The 22,265-nt window shown below is 64.5% G+C and carries 26 protein-coding genes and 1 pseudogene; 17 read left to right on the top strand and 10 right to left on the bottom strand.

What is annotated here, in order from left to right; all coding sequences use genetic code 11:
* Positions 1–247: 247 nt before the first annotated feature.
* Together FJ958_RS28835 and FJ958_RS28840 are read right to left on the bottom strand one after the other, a co-directional pair.
* On the bottom strand, positions 248–646 hold the full coding sequence (locus tag FJ958_RS28835) for an ester cyclase (protein WP_140748692.1): 399 nt from the start codon (positions 644–646) through the stop codon (positions 248–250).
* 59 nt (positions 647–705) lie between these two features.
* Positions 706–1,599 carry a LysR family transcriptional regulator gene (locus FJ958_RS28840; protein WP_140748695.1) on the bottom strand — a complete coding sequence of 298 codons (894 nt, stop codon included), beginning with the start codon at positions 1,597–1,599 and terminating at the stop codon, positions 706–708.
* Between the two features lie 119 nt (positions 1,600–1,718).
* Here FJ958_RS28840 and FJ958_RS28845 point away from each other — a divergent pair, with 119 nt between their 5' ends.
* The 8 genes from FJ958_RS28845 (at position 1,719) to FJ958_RS28885 (ending at position 9,596) form a co-directional block, all read left to right on the top strand.
* A complete protein-coding gene (locus FJ958_RS28845) occupies positions 1,719–2,114 on the top strand; it encodes a cupin domain-containing protein (RefSeq protein ID WP_140748698.1) in 396 nt (131 codons plus the stop codon).
* Between the two features lie 16 nt (positions 2,115–2,130).
* Entirely contained in the window at positions 2,131–3,120 is a 990-nt protein-coding gene (locus FJ958_RS28850) for an aldo/keto reductase (protein WP_140748701.1), read from the top strand.
* Between the two features lie 272 nt (positions 3,121–3,392).
* Complete coding sequence (locus FJ958_RS28855; RefSeq protein ID WP_140748704.1) at positions 3,393–3,857, top strand: GNAT family N-acetyltransferase; 465 nt, start codon at positions 3,393–3,395, stop codon at positions 3,855–3,857.
* A gap of 169 nt (positions 3,858–4,026) precedes the next feature.
* Positions 4,027–5,460, top strand: a complete 1,434-nt coding sequence (locus FJ958_RS28860; protein ID WP_140748707.1) for an aldehyde dehydrogenase family protein — start codon at positions 4,027–4,029, stop codon at positions 5,458–5,460.
* A 341-nt stretch (positions 5,461–5,801) separates the two neighbouring features.
* Positions 5,802–6,212, top strand: a complete 411-nt coding sequence (locus FJ958_RS28870; RefSeq protein WP_140611808.1) for an MbcA/ParS/Xre antitoxin family protein — start codon at positions 5,802–5,804, stop codon at positions 6,210–6,212.
* Positions 6,206–6,904: an RES family NAD+ phosphorylase gene (locus FJ958_RS28875; RefSeq protein WP_140748710.1), complete on the top strand. Its 699-nt coding sequence runs from the start codon at positions 6,206–6,208 to the stop codon at positions 6,902–6,904. Before FJ958_RS28870 ends, FJ958_RS28875 begins: the two co-directional genes overlap by 7 nt.
* A gap of 201 nt (positions 6,905–7,105) precedes the next feature.
* On the top strand, positions 7,106–9,064 hold the full coding sequence (locus FJ958_RS28880) for a tetratricopeptide repeat protein (protein ID WP_181176558.1): 1,959 nt from the start codon (positions 7,106–7,108) through the stop codon (positions 9,062–9,064).
* 139 nt (positions 9,065–9,203) lie between these two features.
* The gene (locus tag FJ958_RS28885) at positions 9,204–9,596 is read left to right on the top strand and encodes a DUF6314 family protein (RefSeq protein ID WP_140748715.1); all 393 of its coding nucleotides are present in this window, start codon (positions 9,204–9,206) and stop codon (positions 9,594–9,596) included.
* 14 nt (positions 9,597–9,610) lie between these two features.
* Here FJ958_RS28885 and FJ958_RS28890 read toward each other — a convergent pair whose 3' ends face one another.
* Together FJ958_RS28890 and FJ958_RS28895 are read right to left on the bottom strand one after the other, a co-directional pair.
* On the bottom strand, positions 9,611–10,168 hold the full coding sequence (locus tag FJ958_RS28890; RefSeq protein ID WP_140748718.1) for a sugar O-acetyltransferase: 558 nt from the start codon (positions 10,166–10,168) through the stop codon (positions 9,611–9,613).
* Between the two features lie 12 nt (positions 10,169–10,180).
* Positions 10,181–10,630 (bottom strand): universal stress protein, encoded by a 450-nt coding sequence (locus FJ958_RS28895; RefSeq protein ID WP_140748721.1) that lies wholly within the window; start codon positions 10,628–10,630, stop codon positions 10,181–10,183.
* Positions 10,631–10,986: 356 nt separating this feature from the next.
* Here FJ958_RS28895 and FJ958_RS28900 point away from each other — a divergent pair, with 356 nt between their 5' ends.
* The gene (locus FJ958_RS28900) at positions 10,987–11,568 is read left to right on the top strand and encodes a histidine phosphatase family protein (RefSeq protein WP_140748724.1); all 582 of its coding nucleotides are present in this window, start codon (positions 10,987–10,989) and stop codon (positions 11,566–11,568) included.
* A gap of 120 nt (positions 11,569–11,688) precedes the next feature.
* On the opposite strand, the gene FJ958_RS28905 is transcribed toward FJ958_RS28900, so the two are convergent.
* Positions 11,689–12,090: a VOC family protein gene (locus FJ958_RS28905; protein WP_140748727.1), complete on the bottom strand. Its 402-nt coding sequence runs from the start codon at positions 12,088–12,090 to the stop codon at positions 11,689–11,691.
* Between the two features lie 203 nt (positions 12,091–12,293).
* Between FJ958_RS28905 and FJ958_RS28910 the strand changes: the two genes are divergently transcribed.
* Positions 12,294–12,563: a cyclase gene (locus tag FJ958_RS28910; RefSeq protein ID WP_140748730.1), complete on the top strand. Its 270-nt coding sequence runs from the start codon at positions 12,294–12,296 to the stop codon at positions 12,561–12,563.
* Between the two features lie 58 nt (positions 12,564–12,621).
* Here FJ958_RS28910 and FJ958_RS28915 read toward each other — a convergent pair whose 3' ends face one another.
* Positions 12,622–13,410, bottom strand: coding sequence for a pseudouridine synthase (locus tag FJ958_RS28915; protein ID WP_140748778.1), 789 nt, complete (start codon positions 13,408–13,410; stop codon positions 12,622–12,624).
* A gap of 105 nt (positions 13,411–13,515) precedes the next feature.
* Positions 13,516–14,397 carry an aldo/keto reductase family oxidoreductase gene (locus tag FJ958_RS28920; RefSeq protein WP_140748733.1) on the bottom strand — a complete coding sequence of 294 codons (882 nt, stop codon included), beginning with the start codon at positions 14,395–14,397 and terminating at the stop codon, positions 13,516–13,518.
* A gap of 94 nt (positions 14,398–14,491) precedes the next feature.
* On the opposite strand from FJ958_RS28920, the gene FJ958_RS28925 reads away from it, so the two are divergent.
* From FJ958_RS28925 to FJ958_RS28950, 7 genes and pseudogenes are all read left to right on the top strand, one after another.
* Positions 14,492–15,397 (top strand): LysR family transcriptional regulator, encoded by a 906-nt coding sequence (locus FJ958_RS28925; protein WP_140748736.1) that lies wholly within the window; start codon positions 14,492–14,494, stop codon positions 15,395–15,397.
* Positions 15,398–15,660: 263 nt separating this feature from the next.
* Positions 15,661–17,043: pseudogene (locus FJ958_RS32290) on the top strand (PAS domain-containing protein); the annotation flags it as partial.
* Between the two features lie 16 nt (positions 17,044–17,059).
* Positions 17,060–17,443, top strand: a complete 384-nt coding sequence (locus FJ958_RS32295; protein WP_281406692.1) for a diguanylate cyclase — start codon at positions 17,060–17,062, stop codon at positions 17,441–17,443.
* Between the two features lie 61 nt (positions 17,444–17,504).
* Positions 17,505–17,837 carry a helix-turn-helix transcriptional regulator gene (locus tag FJ958_RS28935; RefSeq protein ID WP_140748739.1) on the top strand — a complete coding sequence of 111 codons (333 nt, stop codon included), beginning with the start codon at positions 17,505–17,507 and terminating at the stop codon, positions 17,835–17,837.
* A gap of 10 nt (positions 17,838–17,847) precedes the next feature.
* Positions 17,848–18,534, top strand: coding sequence for an MIP/aquaporin family protein (locus FJ958_RS28940; protein ID WP_140748742.1), 687 nt, complete (start codon positions 17,848–17,850; stop codon positions 18,532–18,534).
* The gene (gene arsC / locus FJ958_RS28945; RefSeq protein WP_140748745.1) at positions 18,531–18,953 is read left to right on the top strand and encodes an arsenate reductase (glutaredoxin); all 423 of its coding nucleotides are present in this window, start codon (positions 18,531–18,533) and stop codon (positions 18,951–18,953) included. The genes FJ958_RS28940 and arsC overlap by 4 nt, the downstream gene beginning before the upstream one ends.
* A 147-nt stretch (positions 18,954–19,100) precedes the next feature.
* Positions 19,101–19,670, top strand: a complete 570-nt coding sequence (locus FJ958_RS28950; protein WP_348642234.1) for a class I SAM-dependent methyltransferase — start codon at positions 19,101–19,103, stop codon at positions 19,668–19,670.
* Between the two features lie 70 nt (positions 19,671–19,740).
* On the opposite strand, the gene FJ958_RS28955 is transcribed toward FJ958_RS28950, so the two are convergent.
* The 3 genes from FJ958_RS28955 to FJ958_RS28965 form a co-directional block, all read right to left on the bottom strand.
* On the bottom strand, positions 19,741–20,067 hold the full coding sequence (locus FJ958_RS28955) for a hypothetical protein (RefSeq protein WP_140748751.1): 327 nt from the start codon (positions 20,065–20,067) through the stop codon (positions 19,741–19,743).
* A 232-nt stretch (positions 20,068–20,299) separates the two neighbouring features.
* Positions 20,300–20,743, bottom strand: a complete 444-nt coding sequence (locus FJ958_RS28960; RefSeq protein ID WP_140748754.1) for a cytidine deaminase — start codon at positions 20,741–20,743, stop codon at positions 20,300–20,302.
* Positions 20,744–20,825: 82 nt separating this feature from the next.
* Positions 20,826–22,205 carry a sodium:solute symporter family protein gene (locus FJ958_RS28965; RefSeq protein ID WP_181176559.1) on the bottom strand — a complete coding sequence of 460 codons (1,380 nt, stop codon included), beginning with the start codon at positions 22,203–22,205 and terminating at the stop codon, positions 20,826–20,828.
* Positions 22,206–22,265 lie beyond the last annotated feature (60 nt).

Below are 22,265 nucleotides of genomic sequence, written 5' to 3' on the forward strand. Positions count from 1 at the left end.
TTTTTCCGAACGATCTTGGCAATAGCCAGGGCTGGCGCGGCCCCTCATCCGCCTGCCGGCACCTTCTCCCCGTATAGGAACGGGGAGAAGGAAACTGGCCACGACCTCGGCGCCCTTCCTGCACACTGATGGTTGGCGAAATCGCCGATGAGAGCGCCCTTCTCCCCGTCAATATACGGGGAGAAGGGCCCGGCAGGGCGATGAGGGGCGGCGCTAATGCTCCGGATCTAGGGCGAACAGGCCGAGACTAGAGCTGCGCTTCGATGGCCGCCTTGTCGATGACCGACCAGACGTTCCTGATGCGGTCGTTCAGGAATTCATAGAAGACGTTCTCGCTGAAGGAGACCTTCTTGCCGTTGATGGGCAGGCCGAAGAAGGTTCCCTTCGGGGTGCAGTTGAATTGGAGGCGGCTGGCTATGAACGGCGGCTCCGAGAGCATGAGCTGGACGTCGAAATAGAGGTCCGGAATTTCCCGAAAATCCCGCTCCAGCATGTCGCGGTACCCTGACAGCCCGACCCAGTCGCCATTGTAGTGCACCTCGTCGTGGACGAAGCGATGCAGGCTTTGCCAGTCCTGATTGTTGAGGCAGTCGATGTAGCCTCGATAGAGATCGGTTTCGGTCACGGTGATGGCTCCGGGGTTCATCTCATCATGCTCCGCCAGGAAGATAGAACGACCGCGGGTCCAGTCCAGATGGGCTGTGGCTAGCCCCTGTGCCGCAGTGCGTCGACCAGCAGCGAGAAGGCCGGCGTCGCCTGGCGGCGGCTGGGGTAATAGAGATGGTAGCCCGGGAAGGGCGGGCACCAGTCGGCCAGCACTCGCACCAGCCGGCCGTCGGCCAGTTGCGCCGTCACCTGGTCCTCGGGCAGATAGGCAAGGCCGAAGCCGGCCAGCACCGCATTCATGCGCAGCCCGGCCGTGTTAAAGATCAACTGGCCCTCGACGCGCACCTTCAGTTCGCGCCCGGCCTTTTCGAATTCCCAGGCATAGAGCCCGCCGTAGGTCGGCAGCCGCAGATTGATGCAATTGTGGGCGGTCAGGTCCTGCGGCGCGCGCGGCTTCGGCCGCTTGGTGAAATAGGCCGGCGATCCGACCACCGCCATGCGCATGTCGGGGCTTATGCGCACCGCGATCATGTCGTGCGCCACCTGCTCGCCCAGCCGCACGCCGGCGTCATAGCGCTCGGCGACGATGTCTGTCAGGCCGTAGTCGACGATGATCTCCACCTTGATGTCGGGATAGTCGGGCAGGAATTTTGCCAGGGCCGGCCACAGGATCGTGTCGGCGGAATGCTCGCCGGCGGTGATGCGGACGGTGCCGGCCGGCTTTTCGCGCAACGCGCTCAGGGCGGCGAGTTCCATCTCGATCTCGTCGAGCCTTGGGCCGACGGTGCGGGCCAGGCGCTCGCCGGCTTCGGTCGGCGAGACGCTGCGCGTGGTGCGGGTGAGAAGCCGCACGCCCAGCCGCTCCTCCAGCGCGCGCACCGTGTGGCTGAGCGCGGATTGCGAAACGCCGAGCTTGGCCGCCGCCCTGGTGAAGCTCCTTTCCCGCGCGACGGCAAGGAAAGCGGTCAGTTCGTTCAGATTGTCTCGCGGCATTGATGAGCCTTTCTCATAAGTACATGCCGGATATAACAGCTAATCCAGTTTAATCGCAGGCCCTAAATTGGCATCACCAAAGCCGGTGTGGATTGCCCGGCACAAGGAAGGACCAAGAAATGGATATCAAGCGAAACGGCTCGCAAGCCTCCGGCAAGGGACCTGGCGACTGGTTCACCGGCATGGTGCGCATCGACCCGCTGTTTCAAGTCGTCTCGCCGTCCTGCGCGGCCGGCAATGCCGTCACTTTCGAGCCTGGCGCGCGCACGGCATGGCACACCCATCCGCTCGGCCAGATCCTGATCGTCACCGCCGGCTGCGGCCGTGCGCAGCGCGAAGGCGGTCCGATCGAGGAAATCCGGCCGGGCGACGTGGTTCGCTTCGAGCCGGGCGAGAAGCATTGGCATGGCGCGGCGCCCACCACCGCGATGACCCATATCGCCGTCCAGGAATCCCTCGACGGCAAGGCCGTCGACTGGATGGAGCATGTCAGCGACGCGCAGTACCAGGGCTGAGCAAAGGAGAATGACAATGCAAAAACGCATACTTGGAACCGGCGGCCTGGAAGTTTCGGCCATCGGGCTCGGCTGCATGGGCATGAGCCAGTCATACGGGCAGCCGATGGAGACGCCGGATGCCGTCCGTCTGATCCGCTCCGCGTTCGAGCGCGGTATCACCTTTTTCGACACCGCGGAGGTCTATGGGCCGTTCAAGAACGAGGAGGTCGTCGGTGAGGCGCTTCAGCCAATCCGCGACCAGGTGGTGATCGCCACCAAATTCGGCATCGACATCGCCGGCACGGCCGGACATGAAGGCATGGACAGCCGGCCGCAGCATATTCGCGACGTCGTCGAGGCTTCGCTCAAGCGGCTGAGGACCGACCGCATCGATCTCCTCTATCAGCACCGCGTCGATCCGGTCGTGCCGATCGAAGAGGTGGCGGGCACGGTGAAGGACCTGATCAGCCAAGGCAAGGTGAAGCATTTCGGCCTCTCCGAGGCGGGCGTGCGCACCATCCGTCGTGCCCATGAGGTGCAGCCGGTCGCCGCGCTTCAAAGCGAGTACTCGCTGTGGTGGCGCGAACCCGAGGAGGCGATCCTGCCTGTCCTCGAAGAACTGGGCATCGGCTTCGTGCCCTTCAGCCCCCTGGGCAAGGGGTTCCTGACCGGCGCCATAGACGCCAATACGAAGTTCGACAGCAGCGATTTCCGCAACACCGTCCCGCGGTTCGCGGAGGAAGCCAGGAAGGCAAATCAGGCACTGGTCGATGCTATCGCCGCGATCGCGGCGGAGAAGAAGGTGACCCCGGCACAGGTCGCGCTTGCCTGGTTGCTGGCGCAGAAACCGTGGATCGTTCCGATCCCTGGGACGACCAAGCTCAGTCGTCTCGAGGAGAACATCGGATCATCCGCTGTCGCGCTGACGGCGGGCGATCTTGCCAACATCGAAAGCGCGGTCTCGGCGATTGCCGTGCAGGGAGAGCGCTATTCCCCGCAACAGCAGGCGAGAATCGATCGCTGAAACGCAACCCGCGTGAGGCTCGCCGGACTATTCGTTTCGCCCGGACGGCGGTATTCGCCATGAGCCGGTATTGACGTCCCGGACTTCCTGCTCCAGCTTGGCGCCATGATCGCTTTCGCGTCCGCCAGCACCAGCCGACGCCGCTCCGATGTATCGCCGAGCGGGACGCTGACCGTGCGACGACGAATACCGGCAAAATAAATCCGGTTCGTTCGTTTCCAGCCCGCTCGCCTGAACAGGTCGGCGGGTTTTTTGATGTCTGGAGTGTTGAGATGACAAACAAGTCCATCCGGTTTCGGCCGGCCGAACCCGCCGATGCGGCTACCATCCGCGACATCGTTCGCTCGGCCTATGCCAAATGGGTGCCGGTGATCGGCCGCGAGCCGCTGCCGATGCGCGCCGATTACGACAAAGCGGTCGCCGAACATCCGTTCGACCTTGCCGTCGAGGCGGATCGCATTGTCGGGATCATCGAAACCATGCTGGCCGACGATCACCTCTGGATCGAGAATGTCTGCGTTTGGCCGCAGGCACAGGGCAGGGGCATTGGCGGGCTGTTGCTCCGGCGGGCCGAGCAGAAGGCGCTCGAAGCGGACCGTCCCGAGCTTCGCCTGCTGACCAATGGCGCCTTCGAAGCCAATGTCTCGCTTTACAAGAGGCATGGCTATTCCATCGACCGGGAGGAGCCGTTCATGAACGGAACGACGGTCTATATGAGCAAGAGGCTGACGGGCTGAGGCGGGCGGCCGTTCGTCCCGATTGCCTGGCTCAATGACTCTGGCTCAATGACTGGGCTCGCTGGCTTAACCAGTTCGGGGATTGCGTTTGACAGCGCCGTTTGCGCATCGTTATTGCAAGCCCCATATCACGGCCGGAGCGGCCATGCGGCGCACCCAGGAGAAAACCATGTCACACAATCTGCAGTTCTATATCGATGGCGCGTGGGTCGATCCGGTAGTGCCCAGGACGCTCGACGTCGTCGATCCGTCGAACGAGGACGTCTTCGCGCAGATCTCGCTCGGCTCCAAGGCCGATGTCGACAAGGCGGTGGCCGCCGCCAGGCGCGCCTTCAGCACGTATGGCTTCACCTCGGTGGAGGAGCGGCTGGATATCCTCAACCGCGTCATCGAGGTCTACAAGAAGCGCAGCAAGGACCTGGCGCTCGCCGTGTCGCGCGAGATGGGCGCCCCGCGCCAGATGGCGCTCGACAGCCAGGTCGGCGTCGGCCAGGCGCATCTGGAAAAGATGGCCGAGGTGCTGAAGAGCTTCCAGTTCCGCCACGTCAAGGGGTCGTCGCTCATCGTCAAGGAACCGATCGGCGTCGTCGGCCTGATCACGCCGTGGAACTGGCCGCTGAACCAGATCACCTGCAAGGTGGGTCCGGCCCTTGCCGCCGGCTGCACCATGGTGCTGAAGCCGTCGGAAATCGCGCCGCTCGACGCCATCATCTTCGCCGAGATCCTCGACGAAGCCGGCGTGCCGAAGGGCGTGTTCAACCTCGTCAATGGCGACGGCCCGGGCGTCGGCCAGGCGCTGTCCAGCCACCCCGACGTCGACATGATGTCGTTCACCGGTTCCACCCGCGCCGGCATCCTGGTGGCCAAGGCCGCCGCCGACACGGTCAAGCGCGTGCATCAGGAGCTTGGCGGCAAGTCGGCCAACATCCTGTTCCCCGATGTCGATCTCGCCAAGGCAGTCACCAAGGGCGTCGCCGGCTGCTTCGGCAACAGCGGCCAGTCCTGCAATGCGCCCACCCGCATGTTCGTGCCGCGCGACCGTCATGACGAGGCCGCCGGCTATGCCAAGGCCGCCGCCGAGAAGTTCACCGTCGGTCCGGCCGATGGCGCCGACACCAAGCTCGGCCCTGTCGTCAGCCAGGCCCAGTTCGACAAGATCCAGGACCTGATCCAGGCCGGTATCGATGAAGGCGCCACGCTGGTTGCGGGCGGCCCCGGCCGTCCGGCCGAACTCAACCGCGGCTACTTCGTCAGGCCGACCGTGTTCGCCGACGTCACCCACGACATGCGTATCGCGCGCGAGGAGATCTTCGGGCCGGTGCTGGCGATCCTGCCCTATGACACGGTCGAACAGGCTGTCGAGCAGGCCAACGATACCGTCTACGGCCTTGCCTCCTACATTCAGGCCAAGGACATCCAGAAGGCACGCGATGTGGCCGCGCGCATGCGCTCGGGCAATGTCTACATCAACTACCCGACCTGGGACGCCGGCCTGCCCTTCGGCGGTTACAAGCAGTCCGGCAATGGCCGCGAATACGCCGAATACGGCCTCGAGGATTTCCTCGAGATCAAGGGCATCGCGGGGTATGAGGCGGCTGAGTAGGCATCGAGTACTCGCGCGGCACGCGACTTTCCGCAAGTAGCCAATCGCCCGAGGCGGCGCTGCCCCTCATCGCCCTGCCGGGCACTTCTCCCCGTATAGTGACGGGGAGAAGGGGCTTGCCGCGACGTTGGCGCCTTTCCTGCAACGCTGGCGATTGGCGAAATCGCCGATGACTAAACCCCTCTCCCCGTCCTGTACGGGGAGAGGGTGCCGGCAGGCAGGTGAGGGGCGGCGCCGGCTTTGGCGATTGGGCGGCCTCAAGGGCTTGCTCCCGATGCTTGCCAACTCCTTGCCAATTGGCAAATGCCTGCTATATATCTGCCAATAGCGGGAGCAGGAAAATGCAGCTTCAGTCCATTGTCACCACACCAGCCACGGTCGGCAGCGCCATTTCGGATGAAGAGGCGGGCGCCCTGGCGCGCACCACCGTCAACCTGTTCAAGGCGTGGAACCTGACCGACCTCGAAGCCTGCATCCTGCTTGGCGGCATGTCGGCGCGAACCTGGGCGCGGTGGAAGGAGGGCGGCATAGGGCGGATCGACCGCGACCTGCGCACCCGCATGGCGCATCTGATGGGCATCCACAAGGGCCTGCGCTATCTCTTCACCGAACCGGCGCGCGGCTATGCCTGGATCCGCAAGCCAAACGCCACCTTCGGCGGGCAGTCGGCGCTCGACCTGATGCTGCGCGGTGAAATCTCCGATCTTGCCGCGATGCGCGAATGGCTCGACGCGGAGCGTGGTGCATGGTGAGTGGGCTCGCGGTCCGGCGCCGCGTCCACTGGCCCCAGACTTTTCGGATCATCCGCTCCATCCATCCGCCGATCGATCTCTTCGAGGACATCGCCGATCCGCGCGACTGGGAGGCGCTGGCCGCGGTCGAGGAGAAGACAAATCCGCGCATAAGACTCGAGATCGGCGATCTCGGCAAGGTGGCGGCGGCGAGGCGGGTTTCCGGTCCCGGCGCCAGCTTCGTCATGGCGCCCTTCGTGCATTGTTCGACGCTGCGGCCCGGCCGTTTCTCGGATGGCAGCTACGGCATCTACTATGCCGGCGACAGCGAGGATGTGGCACTGGCCGAGACCATCCACCACCATCAGAACTTCATGCGTGCCACCAACGAGGATCCGGGCTGGACGGCTGACTTTCGCGTGCTGGTCGGCAGCGTCGACCGCGACCTCGACGACGTCAACGCGGTGCCCGGCGTGCTCGATCCCGACGACTACACCGCTTCGCAGGCGGAGGGGCGGGCACTGCGGGCAGCGGGCAGCGACGGGCTGGTATGGAATAGCGTGCGCATGCCGGACGGGCAGTGCATCGGCATCTTCTGGCCAGACGTCATCACCGTGCCGGTGCAGGGCCGGCACTACAGCTACCACTGGGATGGCGGGCGCGTGGATTTCGTGCGCCAGCACGATACGGGCAAGGTGCTGGCGGTGATCTGAGGGCAGCTCCCCAGCGGGCGCGATCAACGCCGGTCGCGAAAGGCTGCCAGGCATCGCGCAACCGAAGCCCGACTTGTCCTGATTTCTTTGCGGTGCCGACTTGCGCAGATCAAGAATTTGCTTGATCAAGTTGCGGAACGGCCAGCAACCCGCAAATGTGATCCAAGTTCTGCCCACATGGTTATTCATCGAAGTCGACGGTTGGTTGAAAAGATGCGGCGGCCGGGCGTTTGTGCCGGCATCGTGCTGGTGCTCGCTGCTCCCGCCATGGCCGCGAACAGCCACATGGCGGATTGCGGCAGCGACAAGGTCACAGCTCCGAACCGGATCGTGGCATGCACAAATGTGCTGGAAGACCAGGCCGCGTCGGCGGGCGACAGGGCACTTGCCTACTTCAATCGAGCCTATTTGCTGGACAGCACCGGCCACTATGACCGCGCCATTGCGGACTATGACAAAGCGATCGCGTTGGACCCGAAGGACGCTGCCGTCTACAACAACCGTGGCCTCAGCCGGAGCCACAAGCAGGACTACGACCGCGCCCTGGACGATTACGGCAAGGCGATCGACATCGAGCCGAAATTCGCCCTCGCCTATGGCAACCGGGGCCTTATCTGGAACGACATCAAGCACGACTATGCCAAGGCCATCGCCGATTTCGACAAGGCGATCAGCCTCGAGCCCAACAATGGCGGCCTCTACAATGTGCGAGGCAACGCGTATCTGCGCGCGGGCGATTACGACAGCTCCATCACCAGCTACAGCCAGGCGATCTTTCTCGCCCCGGAGGATCCGGACCAGTATTTCAACCTTGGGCTGGCCTGGACCTCCAAGGGAAATCTGGAACGCGCCATCGCCGACTTCAGCCAGGCGATTAGCCTCGATCCGAAACATGTCCAGGCCTATCGCGGGCGCGCCGACGCCTGGGTCAAGCGCGGCGACAGTGACCGCGCCCTGTCGGACTACGACCAGGCAATAAGGCTCGATCCCGGCGACGCCGAGACCTTCCGCAACCGCGCCGGGATTTGGGAGCGTAAACGGGACTACGACCGCGCCATCGCGGATTACGATAAGGCGATCGCCATCGCTCCGCACGATGCGGCGGCTTACAATGGCCGCGGCTGGATGTGGGCGCTGAAACATGAGACCGACCGCGCCATCGTCGACTACGTCAAGGCAACCGCCTTCGATCCGAACTATGCGCTGGCTTACGACAATCTGGGCCTGGCGTGGTGGGACAAGGGCGACCTTGATCTCGCCATATCGGCCTTCGACCACGCGCTGACCATCGACCCCAAATATGCGGGGGCCTATAATGGCAGGGGGCTCGTGCGGATGGACAAGAACCAGTACGAGCTTGCCATCGCCGACTACAATATGGCGATCCTGACCGACGCCGGATTTGTCAGCGCCTACCGGAACCGGGGCAATGCGTGGAACCGGAAAGGCCAGTTCGACTACGCCATAGCCGACTTCGACCAGGCGATCAGCCGCGATCCAAAGGATGCCCGCGCCCATATCGGCCGGGGCTACAGCTGGATCTACAAGGCGGACTTTGCCAAGGCCGTCGCCGACCTTGACGAGGCGATCCGCATCGAACCCGACCGCGCCAGCGCCCATGACGCGCGCGGCTTGGCCAAGGTCTACAAGAGCGACTATGCCGACGCCTTGGCCGACTATGATGAAGCAATCCGCCTCAGCCCGAAATATGCCGGCGCCTACCAGAGCCGGGCCATCGTCAGCTTCTATTTCGGCCCGCCCGCCAAGGCACAGGCCGATTTCGAGCAGGCCGCCGCGATGAAGGCCGGGGATTCCTACTACGCGATCTGGCTCGACCTTGCGCGGCGCCGCAACGGGCAGCCCAGCATTCTTGCGGACGCCAGGCTCGACATGACGAAATGGCCGGCGCCGGTGGTTCGGCTGCTGCTCGGCCAGCAGACCCCGGAGGCGGCGCTCGCCGCCGCCGACGATCCGGACGCGACGAAGAAAAGCGAAGAGGTCTGCGAGGCGAATTTCTACATCGCGGAGTTCCAGCGGCTGCAGCACCACGATGAAGAGGCCCTGCGGCTCTACCGGCTCGCTCTGGCTGGTTGTCCCCGGGATTTCATCGAAGTCACCGCAGCAGCCACCGCGCTGCGCGCCATGGGCAAGGCGCCGTGAGGTGCGTTGGCTCGACCGGCCAAGCGAACCAGGCGCTGATGTAAGGCAAAACGGGCCTCTAGTCTTATTGTTGCAGATATAATGAGGATCACATCTGTTTGACCAAAGGAAGTGCGGGGCTCCCGACGTCGGGGCAGCAATGGAAAACAGCCTTGCCGGCGACTGGAAAGTTCGCCGCACCATGATCGATTTCCTGACCGGCGCGACCTACCGCTTCGCCGGCGACGCAGTGGTCACGGCCGATGCTTTTACCGAGCATGGCCTGATGCGGATCGGCTCGCGCGAAATGCCGGCGAGCAGAAGCTACCGGCTCAAGCCCTGCGGGAGCTCGATGCGGGTGCTGCACGCCGATGGCCGTGACTTCATCGAACTCGAGCCGAAGGCGGCGCAGTTCGTCCGGCATCCGTGTGGCGCCGATCTTTATGTCGGGCGCTTCTTCTTTCGCGGTCCGGATGAATGGGCCGAGGCGTGGCGCGTCAAAGGTCCGCGCAAGAACTATGCGAGCCTTGGGCGGTTTTGGCGCGTCCCCTGAAAGAGTTCATTGACTCATTCGGCGATCGAACGGATGACCCGCGCCGGGTTTCCGCCGACAAGCATGTTCGGGGGTACATCCCTTGTCACCACCGAGCCCGCCGCGACGACGGAGTTTTCGCCAACGGTCACGCCGCCGACGACCGTTGCGCCGGCTGCGATCCAGACGTTTCGTTCAATGACGATCGGCCTGGCCGTGGTGAAGCCGCGCCGCCGGGATGGTTCGAGCGGATGACCCGATGTGATGAGGCTCACATTCGGGCCGATCATCACATCGTCGGCGATGTCGAGCCCGCCGAGATCATAGAAGGTGCAGTTCTGATTGATGAAGACATTGCGTCCGATGCGCATGCCGGCTCCGCCGGTCGCATAAAAGGGCGGCACCAACAGAACGCTGTCGTCCACCTTCTTGCCGATCAGTTCGCTGAACAGCGCACGGACCTCGCCGGCGTCGTTGAACGTCAAACGGTTGAGACGGGCGGTGATCGCCATCGCCCGTTTGACGTCCGCCAGCATGGCTGCCGATTCCGGCGTCCTCCCGGGGATGATCCTGGTGCGCCCGTCATCGGCCATTCCCGGCTATTCCTAGCGAACGACCAGCACCGGGATCTCGGTGTAGGACAGCACTTCCGCCGTCTGGCTGCCCAGAAGCAGCCTGCCCAGTCCGCGGCGGCCATGCGAGGCCATGACGACTAGGTCGCAGCCCAGAGCCTGCGACAGTTCCAGGATCGCTTCGGCGGGCCTTTTATCCTCGACATGGACCACCTCGGCGGAGACGCCGGCCGCATCGGCTGAAGCCTTGCACTTGTCGAGAACCTCCTTGCCGTATTTGCGCGATTCTTCCTGGAAGACGGCCAATTCATCGCCCGCCGCATAGCCGGCCATGGCGCCGCCCCAGGCGAAGATCGGGAATTGTTCCGAGACGGTGACGAAGGTGACGGTGGCGCCGACGCCCTTGGCCAGCATAAGGCCGTGGGCGACGCCCTTGCCGGCCAGTTCCGATCCGTCGGTGGCGATGAGCAGATGTTTGTACATGATGATCTGACCTGTTGTGCAAGGGCCGATGCCCTTGGGGTGGCGGGAGCCCGAAAAAGGCTGATCCTGATATAGTCGCGGCGTCGAGACCCTTACAGGCCGACTTTGGTGTGGATCAACACCAATGGCTGTCTGGCCGCCCGGAGCGGCGTGATTTTTCGCTTGGCGGCTCGTTGCCGACCTTGGCGCCGCCTCTCATCCCCTACCGGGCATTTCTCCTTGCCGCTGACGGAGAGAAGTGGCGGCGGCCAGATGAGGGGCGGCGCGCATCGGGAAGAGGCCCGGCGCGGACTCGCCAGTCGGATTTGCCTTTGCCGGATCGTCCTCTAGAGTGCCGGCAACCTTGAGGGCATCCCATGAGCAGCGCGCTACCGCAAATCCATCTGGTCCGGCATGGCGAGACGGCGTGGAGCCTTTCGGGGCAGCACACCGGTCGCACCGACATGCCGCTGACGCCGGCCGGCGAGGCCGCCGCGCGCGCTCTGGCGGATCGCCTGAACGGCCTGTCGTTCTCGACCGTATGGTCGAGCCCCTCGCAGCGCGCCTTCAACACCAGCGAGCTTGCAGGATTTGGGGCGCGGAGCGTCAAGATGGACGATCTGCAGGAGTGGGATTACGGCGCCTATGAGGGGCGCACCACGAAGGAGATACTGGCTGAGCGGCCCGGCTGGAATGTCTTTCGCGACGGTTGCCCGCAGGGCGAGACGGCGGCCGATGTCGGCGTCCGCGCCGACAGGATCGTCGATCGCCTGCGCCAGGCCAGCGCCGACATACTGATCTTTTCCAGCGCGCATTTCCTGCGCGTGCTTGCCGCCCGCTGGCTCGGCCTGCAGCCTGAAGGCGGCGCTCTGTTCGTGCTCGATACGGCCAGCATCAGCGTGCTCGGCTACGAGCACGACCTCGGCGAGCCGGTCGTGCGCAAGTGGAACCTGAAGTAGGGCGGTTGCACCGGATCGAAAGGGACACATGCTTTGTCATCGGCGGGCGGAGCAAGGAGCGTAGCTCCTGCTTCGCCCTGGGCTGATGACGCTGGAAGGCTACGGCCAATCCAAATGCCTCTATCTGTCGAACTTCCGGATTGCCTCGGCGGTCACGGGCGTGAAGAAATTCACCAGATTGCCGTCGGGATCGCGAAACAGCAGCGAGCGGTTGCCCCAGGGCATGGTGGTCGGCTCCTGCACGGTCGTGACCTTGATGACGTCCGACAGGCGGGCGAACTCGGCATCGACGTCGCCGACGCGGAATTCGATGATGGCGGTGTGGTTGTCGGCGGGGCGGGCGATGTCGCCGCCGAACAGCATCAAGGTACGCGTGCTGCCGATCGCCAGCGTGCAGGCTGGCGTCGCCAGTTCGGCGAAGTCTTCGGTATACACCGTCACGGGCATGCCGGTGATCTCGCCGTAAAAGCGCACGAGGCGCTGAACATCCGAGGTGATGATGCGGACAGAGACGAAATTCATCGCATTGGCTCCTTGATCGCTGAAGCCGCGACGGGCTTCCCGGCCGATCTATAGGCCAGTCCTCCTGACACCTTTCCGTCAGGAGCCGGTGCGGCTGTCATTCATTCGCCTGTTTGCCAAAGCCAGGATTGAGGCAATAGACTGGAGGGCCCATCGCCGATCGCTTGGGCGCAACTTCAACAACAGCCTGGAAGGAATGGATGATGACGACACTGTTCGTGAGACATGCCGTGTCCGACTACAAGGCATGGCGCAAGGTTTATGACGCGTTCGCCCCGGTTCAGAAGGCCAGCGGCGTGAAGGCGGAGAGCGTCTACCAGGTGGCGGACGATCCTAATGACGTCACCGTGACCCATGATTTCGCCAATGCCGCCGACGCGCGCGCCTTCATCGAAAATCCAAAATTGAAAGAAGCGATGGCGAGCGCCGGCGTGGTCGGCGCGCCCACCATGTGGATCACCAACAAGGCCTGATTTGGCCAGGAGCGGTTCATCGTTTCATGGAAACGCCGAATCGCTCCATCCCCTTGTTTTAACGTAATTCCGGCCCGGCGGAGGAGGCTTGTTCACCACCCACCAGCGCCAGTTCCTCCGGCGTCAGATGCCGCGCCGTGCCCTTGGCGAGGTCGCCCAACTGCAGGCGGCCGATGGCGATGCGGATGAGGCGCTTGACCTCGATGGCGTGCGCTGACAGCAGGCGGCGGATGTGTCGGTTTTTGCCTTCGTCGAGCACGATCTCCAGCCAGGCGGTGCGGCCGCCGCTGCGCAAAAACGCGATCGAGCTTGCCGTCAGGGTCTCGCCATCGACGGTCACCCCCGCGCGCAGCGCCTCCAGCATCGCTTCATCCGGCACCATGCCGACCTGCACGTGATAGGTCTTTGGCAGATGCGAGGCCGGGTCCATGAGCCGGTTGGCGAAGCGGGTGTCGTTGGTCATCAGGAGCAGGCCTTCGCTCGCCTTGTCGAGACGGCCGACGGGAGAGACGAAGGGCAGGTCGAGCCCTTCCAGGCAGGCATAGACGGTCTCGCGCTGCTGCGGGTCGTCACGGGTGGTGACCAGCCCGCGCGGCTTGTTCAGCATCAGATAGACCTTGCGCTCGGCGACGACCTCTTCGCCATCGACGCTGATCTTGTCGCGGTTCATGTCCACGCGCTGCTCGGCATCGCGGACCACCTTGCCGCCGACGCGCACACGGCCTTCGGCAATCAGCACCTGCGCCTGCGTGCGCGAGCACAGGCCAAGCTTTGAGAGCGCGCGATTCAGGCTGACGCCGGGCGGGGCGGGTCGCCCGTCGCTGTTTGGTGTTCCTCGTCGTGCCATGCCGATCGCCGGTGTTGGTCGGCCGACAGATGGCATGAGCGGCGAGGCGTGTGCAAGACATGGCCTCGCCTTCTCCCGGCAAGGGAGAAGGCGGGTCGCATTGCTTCAGGCGGCCGCCTTCTCGTTCGCGATGCCGTTCAGCACAGCGAGCGCGTCGGCCGGCAGGTCGAGGTCCGCAGCCGCCAGGTTCTCGCGGAGATGGCCGACCGAGGAGGTGCCGGGGATGAGCAGGATGTTGGGCGCGCGGCGCAGCAGCCAGGCGAGCGCCACCTGCATCGGCGTCGCGCCAAGTTTGCGTGCGACATTGGCCAGCGTGTCCGACTGCAGCGGCGTGAAGCCGCCAAGCGGGAAGAACGGCACATAGGCGATGCCGTCGGCACCAAGAGCATCGATCAGCGCGTCGTCATTGCGGTGCGCGATGTTGTAAAGGTTCTGCACGCACACGATCGGTACGATCCGGCGCGCTTCCTCGACCTGGGCGAGGGTGACGTTGCTCAGACCTATGTGCTTGACCAAGCCCTGCCGCTGCAATTCGGCCAGAACCGTCACCTCCTTCGCGATCGAGCCTTCGGACGGTTCATGCAGGCCGTCATGACGGCGGAAGTTGACGACATCGAGCGCATCGAGGCCGAGATTGCGCAAATTATCGTGCACCGCCTGCCTGAGCTCTTCCGGCGCGAAGGCCGGAACCCACGCGCCCTTGTCGTCGCGCCGGGCGCCGACCTTGGTGACGATGGTGAGGTTGGCGGGGTAGGGGTGCAGCGCCTCGCGGATGATCCGGTTGGTGACGTGCGGGCCGTAGAAATCCGATGTGTCGATATGGTCGACGCCGCTTTCGATCGCCTCGCGCAGCACGGCGAGTGCCGCATCGCGGTCCTTCGGCGGGCCGAACACGCCGGGTCCAGCCAGTTGCATGGCGCCGTAGCCCAGGCGCTTCACGATGCGGTCGCCGAGTTGGAAGGTTCCGGCCTTGCTGATGTCGGTCATGGTCTCATCTCCTTCTGGATCGGCCCAATATAGACTTCGAGCATCTGCACGATAATATGGTGCAATCGGTACACCCTGTGCGGAAAGGCGAACAATGGCGGCGAATCTCGGTGACCTCCAGGCGTTCATGGCGGTGGCGCGCGCCGGCGGCTTTCGCGAAGCGGCCCGGGTGAGCGGCGCCAGCGCTTCCAGCCTCAGCGAGACGGTGCGGCGGCTGGAGAGCGGGCTCGGCGTGCGGCTCCTCAACCGCACCACGCGCAGCGTCGCGCCCACCGAGGCCGGCGCGCGGCTGCTCGAGCGGCTCGGCCCGGCACTCGGCGAGGTCGAGGCGGCGCTCGACGTGGTCAACGGCTTTCGCGGCCGAGCGGCCGGCACGCTGCGGCTCAACGTGCCGGTCGTCGCCGCGAAACTGGTATTGCCGCGCCTGTTGCCGCCCTTCCTCGCCGCCTATCCCGACATTCGGCTGGAAGTGACCGCCGAGGACAGTTTCGTCGACATACTGGCGAGTGGCTGCGATGCCGGCATCCGCTATGACGAGCGGCTGGAGCAGGACATGATCGCCGTGCCGATCGGCCCGCGCCGGCAGCGTTTCGCCACCGCCGCCGCGCCAGCCTATCTCGACCGGCACGGCCGGCCCGACCATCCGCGCGACCTGCTCGATCACGCCTGCCTGCGCGGCCGCTTCGCCAGCGGCGTCATGCCGCCCTGGGAGTTCGAGCGCGACGGCGAGGTGGTGAGCGTCGACCCGACCGGCCCGCTGCTGGTCAGCACCGGCACCGCGATGACGCTCGCGCTCGAGGTGGCGGTCGCCGGCGGCGGCATCGTCTCGCTGTTCGAGGACTGGCTGCGCCCCTATTTCGACGACGGCAGGCTGGAACCGGTGCTGGAGCCCTGGTGGCAGGAGTTTTCAGGCCCGTTCCTCTACTATCCTGGCCGCCGCCTGATCCCGGCGCCGCTGCGCGCCTTCATCGATTTCATCGGCACGATGCGGTGGGAGTGAGTGCAACGGGCATGCCGCCGCATGCTTGTCTCTTCCGCCGGAGGTCAAATACCCGATGTAACACTTTGTTGTCATTGAGGGTCTATCGAGGAGGCGATACGGCGAAAGCCCGGTGAGAGGAAAGGCGCGCGATGGGTTCGCCCTGGTCCGAATTGCTGGCCAATCTCGCGGTCGTCGCGATGTTCGTTTCGGTCTGGATCCACACGCATGTGTGGCTGGACCGCAGGCCGGCCATGGCGAAGGCGGTGGCCTTCGGCCTGCTGATGGGCGCCGGCGCCATCATCCTGATGCTGACCCCGATGCAGTTGCAGCTGGGCGTCCTGGTCGATCTCAGGGCGACGATGATCGGACTTGCCGGCTTCTTCGGCGGTCCTGTCGCGGGCATCGTCGCCGGGATCATGGCGGGAGCGTTCCGGACTTTCGAAGGCGGCATCGGCGCCTTCGCCGGGACGGTCGGGATCGCGGCCACCATGCTGATCGGCATTGCCGGCAATCTTGCCCTCAGGGGCCGCCCGCCCGCCATGGCCGATATCATGATCCTTGGCGCGGCGGCCGCGGCCGGATCGCTGTTTGGCCTTTCCGTCCTGCCGCGAGCCGTCCTGCAGACCGTTCTGCCGGAGGTGGCGCTGCCTTCCACCTTGCTCATCTTCGTCTCCGTAGCGATGTCGGGGCTTGCGCTCCACCAGGAGCGGCGTCGTCTCGAAGCATTGCAGTCCAGGCGCATCTTCAAGGCCGTGGTGGAGACCTTGCCCGACTGCCTCAACGTCAAGGACCTCGACGGGCGGTTCATCATCGCCAACCCGGCAACGGCCGAGCTGATGCATGCGCCTGATGCCAAGGCGCTGATCGGCAAGACGGATTTCGACTTCTATCCGCGCGAAACGGCGCAGGAATTCCGCGAGGACGAGCTTGCCGTGCTGGCGTCCGGCGTCTCCTCCACCATCGAACAGCGCCTGCACCACGAGGACGGGACCGAGGGCTGGCTGGCGACCTTGAAAGCGCCGTTTCGCGACAAGACCGGGGCGGTCGTCGGGCTGATCACGCACAATCGCGACATCACCATGCGCAAGCAGCTGGAGAGCGAACTGGCGGAAAGCCAGGCGAGGCTCGGAGACGCGCTGACGCACATGGCCGATGGCCTGGTGATGTTCGACCCCGACGGCAGGCTGGTGCTGTGCAACGCCCGGTACCGCGCCATGTTTCCGAAGACGGCCGACATCAGGGTGCCCGGTGCCGACTACCGCGATATTCTGCGCGCCTCGGCGGCGCGCGGCGAAGGGATCACGCCGCCGGAGGCGGTCGAGGACTGGATCGCCGACGTGATGGCCTCGCAGCCGCTTGCCAGCCACCGCCAGGTGCGGCTCGCCGACGGGCGCTGGCTGGATGTGCGGACCCGGCCGACCGGGGATGGCGGAAGCCTCAGCGTGTTTTCCGACATCACCGAGGCCAAGCAGGTCGAGGCTGAATTGCTGATGGCCAACGAGAAGCTGAACCTTTTGGCGCATCGCGACGGGCTGACCGAGCTCATGACGCGGCGGGCCTTCGACGAAGCGCTGGCGCGCGAATTCGCCCGCGGCCGACGCAAAGCGACGCCGCTCAGCCTGCTCCTTATCGACGTCGACTGGTTCAAGCCGTTCAACGACCATTACGGCCATCCGGCGGGTGACGAATGCCTGCGCGCCGTCAGCCGCTGCATCGAGGCGACGGCCCCGCCGTCCGGCCGACGCGGCAGCCCGCTATGGCGGCGAGGAGTTCGCGCTCATCCTGCCCGAAACCGGCGCGAGAGGCGCCTTCGTCATTGCCGAAACCCTGAGGAGCAAGGTGCGCGACCTCGGGCTCGCCCATGCCGGCAGCGAAAAGGGCATCGTCACCGTCAGCATCGGGGTCGGTACCCTCGACGGCGGCGCGGCGATCGAGATCGCCGATCTCGTCAGGCGCGCCGACGAGGCGCTGTACGGCGCCAAGGCCGCTGGGCGGGACCGCGTGCATGGCTGGCGCCCGCATCTCAGCGAGCCGCGCTCGACCGGTTCCACGCGCAAGCCGTGAGGCTGTCACAGGCTTGTCATGATCCGCTGCGATTAATCCATAAATCTGGATAAATGGATTGATGGACAAGACAGCGGCATTGCTGGCGCTCGCCGCGCTCGGCCAGGAAACAAGGCTGGAGGCATTCCGGCTGTTGGTCCGCGCCGGGCCCGAGGGTGCGCCGGCAGGGGAGATCGCCACGCGGCTGGGCGCGGTGCAGAACACCATGTCGGCGCATTTGAAGGTCCTCGGTCAGGCCGGGCTGGTGCATGCCGAGCGCGAGGGGCGCAGCATCCGCTATACGGCTGACATGACCGGGTTTCGCGACCTTCTGGCCTATCTGATGGAGGATTGCTGCAACGGCAAGCCGGAGCTTTGCCAGCCGATCATCCAGGCCGTGACCTGCGAATGTTGAGGTGGGAGCCATGACCGACCTTCGACGCCGTCTCGCGGCCGAGGCGCTGGGCACCGCCATGCTGGTTGCCACGGTGGTCGGCTCGGGCATCATGGCCAGTAGGCTGACTGGTGACGCCGCACTTTCGCTGCTTGGCAACACGATGCCGACCGGCGCCATGCTGGTGGTGCTTATCGCAACGCTGGGACCGGTCTCCGGCGCCCATTTCAACCCGGCGGTCACGCTGGTTTTTGCGCTGCGGCGCGAAATCGACTGGGTCGCGGCGCTGGCTTACGTCGCCGTGCAGGTCCTCGGCGGCCTCGTCGGTACACTGGTGGCGCATGCCATGTTCGAACTGCCATTGCTGGAGATTTCGACAACGGTGCGAAGCGGGCAGGGGCAGTGGCTGGCCGAACTGGTCGCGACCTTCGGCCTGGTCTTCACCGTCCTTGCCGGCCTGCGCTTCCGCAACGACGCCATCCCCTGGCTGGTCGGGCTCTACATCACCGCCGCCTATTGGTTCACGGCCTCGACCTCGTTCGCCAATCCGGCGGTGGCCATCGCCCGCGCCTTCTCGAATACGTTTGCCGGAATCCGACCATCCGATGTCCCGGCCTTCATAGCCGCGGAATTGGCAGGTGCGCTGCTTGCCCTGTCGCTGGCCGGCTGGCTGCTGGCGGACCCCAGGACTCTTACCCGGATGAAAGCCGCGCCATGATCATCACGATCTATCACAACACCGACTGCGGAACCTCGCGCAATACGCTGGCGATCATCCGCCAGTCCGGCGAGGAGCCGGAGGTGATCGAGTACCTGAAGACGCCGCCGTCGCGCGACAGGCTTATCGAACTGATCGAGGCGATGGCGATGACGCCACGCGAGTTGTTGCGCGAGAAGGGCACGCCCTATGCCGAGCTCGGCCTTGGCGATGCCAAGTGGAGCGACGACGAGATCCTCGATTTCATGCTGGCGCACCCGATCCTGATCAACCGGCCGATCGTGGTCAGCCCGCTCGGCGTCGTCCTGGCCCGGCCGTCCGAGGCGGTGCTCGATTTCCTGCCCAACCCCGACATCGGCCCGTTCACCAAGGAGGACGGCGAGATCGTCGTCGACGCCGGCGGCAAGCGGGTTGTCTGAGTCCCTATTTCGGCCGGTCTCGGAACTTGCGCCAGTCGATGCCATCGGCAACGGCGGCATTGCCTTTGGCGGCTCGCCGGTCGACACTGCCCCACAGCACAATTCAAAAGCTTCCGCCCGATGACTGGAATGTTTCCCGCCACCTCCATGCCTGACCGAGATTGGTGGGAGGTGCTTTGGCCAGAGCCGTCGGGTCTTTTGCTGTCGTTAGGTATCGAGCCCGGCATGACGGCACTCGATCTGTGCTGCGGCGACGGCTATTTCACCGCTCCGCTTGCGAAAATCGTCGGTGGCCGCGTCTATGCGCTCGACCTCGACCCGGACATGATCGTGGCGGCCAAGGCCGAAGTGGAGCAGCGCGGCGTTTCGGTCCTGGAATGGATTGTTGCGGATGCCAGCGATGTTGCGGAACTTGTGCCTGAAAAAATCGATTTTGTGCTGATGGCCAACACCTTCCACGGCGTGCCTGATCAGCCGGCCCTTATCAAAGTCGTGGCCCGTGTGCTCAAGCCGCGCGGTCTGTTTGCGCTCGTCAATTGGCATCAGCGGCCGCGAGAGCAGACGACCGTGCTCGGCAAGCCGCGCGGCCCCAGGACAGAGATGCGCATGTCACCCGAAGCAGTGGTGGCGGTTTTGAAGGCTAATGGTTTCCGGCTTTTGCGAATGGTTGATCTACCGCCGTATCACTACGGGGCAGTGTTCGAACACAAGGGATGATACGAAATCTCCCGCCCGGTGCGGAGGCGGGCGCCTGTTCCAGGACTCCGGATCGCGTGCTCGATCACGCCTATAGTATGCCTATCCACCAAAGAAACAGGGCGAACGTCGCGGCGAATACAGCGAGGGTATAAATAGCAAGGAGCAGCAGGATGGGGAAAAAATCACTGTCGAAGATTGCCACGATTGGATGGATCTTTTTGTGATCCCCCTTAGAGTCCCCGATGTCGATGCGCGTTAAGTCGTTTTCGACTGGCGGGACCGTGGTGTTTGGAGTTGTAACTTTCTCCGCCGCGCTCGAAATTCCTTTGGCGATGTCTTCGCTCTTCGCGGGACCATCGGATAGGTGATCCCGCGTGGTCGCTTTGGTGAACAATTGAACGCCACGCATGCTCATGGCTACTAAGCTTCTTGCCTGACTTATGTTCCTTCAAATGTCAGCTTCGCATGCATTTTGTGCGGTGGCGCCTGACCCGTCGGTGATCCTGCCTGATGCCGCATTTCGGGCATTGGCATCCACGAATGCGGATTGGGTTGGAGGTGCATTTCCTTCCAATCCCGACATCGGCCCGTTCACCAAAGAGGATGGTGACGCCGGCAAGCGGATCGTCCGAGATCTATTTTCGGCCTCAGAACTTGCGCGGGTCGATGCCCTTTGTGCCCGGACCGTAGGGGCTCGGATAGATTTCGCCGATGGTCATCAGTTCGATCTCGCCATCGAGCGTCGAGCCGATGATCTTGACGTCGGGATCGTCGCAGCAGAACTCCCAGATCACCTGCCGGCATTCGGCGCATGGCACGCCCGAGTAGGGGCCGTGGCAGACGATGGCCTCGATCTGCCGCTCGCCGGCCGCCGCCATCTGCATTACCGCGTTGCGCTCGGCATGCACCGATTGCTGCAAGGTGACGATTTCGACATTGCAGGCGGAGAACAGCCGGCCCGACGCGGTGCGCACGGCCGAGCCGACCTTGTGGTTGGAGTAGGGCGTGTAGGCCTTGTCGCGCGCCTCGGCGGCGGCGGTGACGAGGGCCTGGTCGGCGCTTGAAAGTTTGTCGAAGCTGGTCTTCTGCATGGGTCTCTCCGCATCCGGGCTCCATCCCGCATTGATTCAGGATGGAGCCTCATCTCGTTGCTTTTTCGGCGTCTTCCGTGGCTCAGGCCGGCTGACGTTGCGATCGCGTCGCAAGTCCGGCGACGAAGGGGACGACCGAGAGGATAAAACCGACCAGCGAGGCCGGAATGCCGCCGGGTTCGCCCATCAGCACCAGGATCGCGGTAGACCCGGCGCCGATGACGATAGTCGCCAGCATCGACCAGGACGGAATGCGCCAGCCGAAGGTGGCCGACAGCACCGGCAAAAGCAGGCCCGGCACATAGACCGAGAAGCCGAGCATCAGGATGGTGACGATGCCGGGCACGCTGAGCGCCACGACCAGCGCCACAAGGCCGAGCACGAGCAGCAGGATGCGGCTGGTCCACAGCCTTTCCCGGTCGCTGGCATCGGGGCGCAGCCGCGAGATCACGTCGCGCTGCAGCGTGGTGGCGGTGATGAGCAGCGTCGTGCTGGCCGTCGACATCGCCACCGCCAGGAAGGCGGCCACCAGCACGCCGATGATGCCGTGCGGCAGAAGCTGCACCATCAGGTCGGGCATGGCGTTGACCGGGTTGGCGCCGGCCGGCAGCAGCGCCCTGGCGGCGACGCCGAGAAAGGTGAGGATGACGCCGAACACCGCCATGATGACGAAGCCGTAGACCAGGCCCTTGCGCGCCGTCTCCGGCGAATTGGCCGAAAAGACGCGCTGGAAGCCGATCGTGTCGATGAAGCCGGCGGGCAGCAGCAGGAACCAGACGAACAGCGTGGCCGGCGGCACGTTGGCGAAAAGATGATAGAAGCCCGGAATATCCCTCGTCGCTTCATAGATGTGTGGCACGCCAGGCCCGAAGATGACGAACAAGGGCGCCACCACGCCGATGACGATGAGGAAGATGACGGCCTGCAGCACGTCGGTCGCCACCACCGCCAGGAAGCCGCCCAGCATGGTGTAGACGATGACGACCAGGAAGGCGACGATGGCGCCGGTCTTCGGGTCCATGCCCGAGAACAGGGTGAACACCATGGAGATGCCGAACACCTGCGCCGCCGCCCAGGCGAGATAGTTCCAGCTGGTCACCAGCGAGGCGGCGACGCGGACGGAACCGGGATAATCCTGTGCGACGATGTCGGGCGTCGTCACATGCATGCGCTGGCGCACGATCCTGGCCAGGAAGATGCCCATCAGCAACAGGCCGATCGGGAAGGTGAACCACCACCAGGTGCCCGCTATGCCGTAGCGCACGACCATTTCGGGCGTGCCGAAAAGGCCGGCAAGGCCAGTCCATGAGGCGAAGGCCGAGATGGTCAGCCACAGCGGGCCCATGCGGCGCCCGGCGACGATGTAATCTTCCTCGGTCCTGATCGAGCGGGCGAAGAACAGCCCGATGCCGGTGACCGCCACGAGATAGATGGCGACGACCGCTATATCCAGATTTCCCATTTCGTACCCCTTCACATCCAAAGCGGTGGCGCGCCGCGCCCCATGGCGCCGCGCAGTCCT

The sequence above is a fragment of the Mesorhizobium sp. B2-3-5 genome, from assembly GCF_006442395.1.
Lineage (GTDB): Bacteria > Pseudomonadota > Alphaproteobacteria > Rhizobiales > Rhizobiaceae > Mesorhizobium.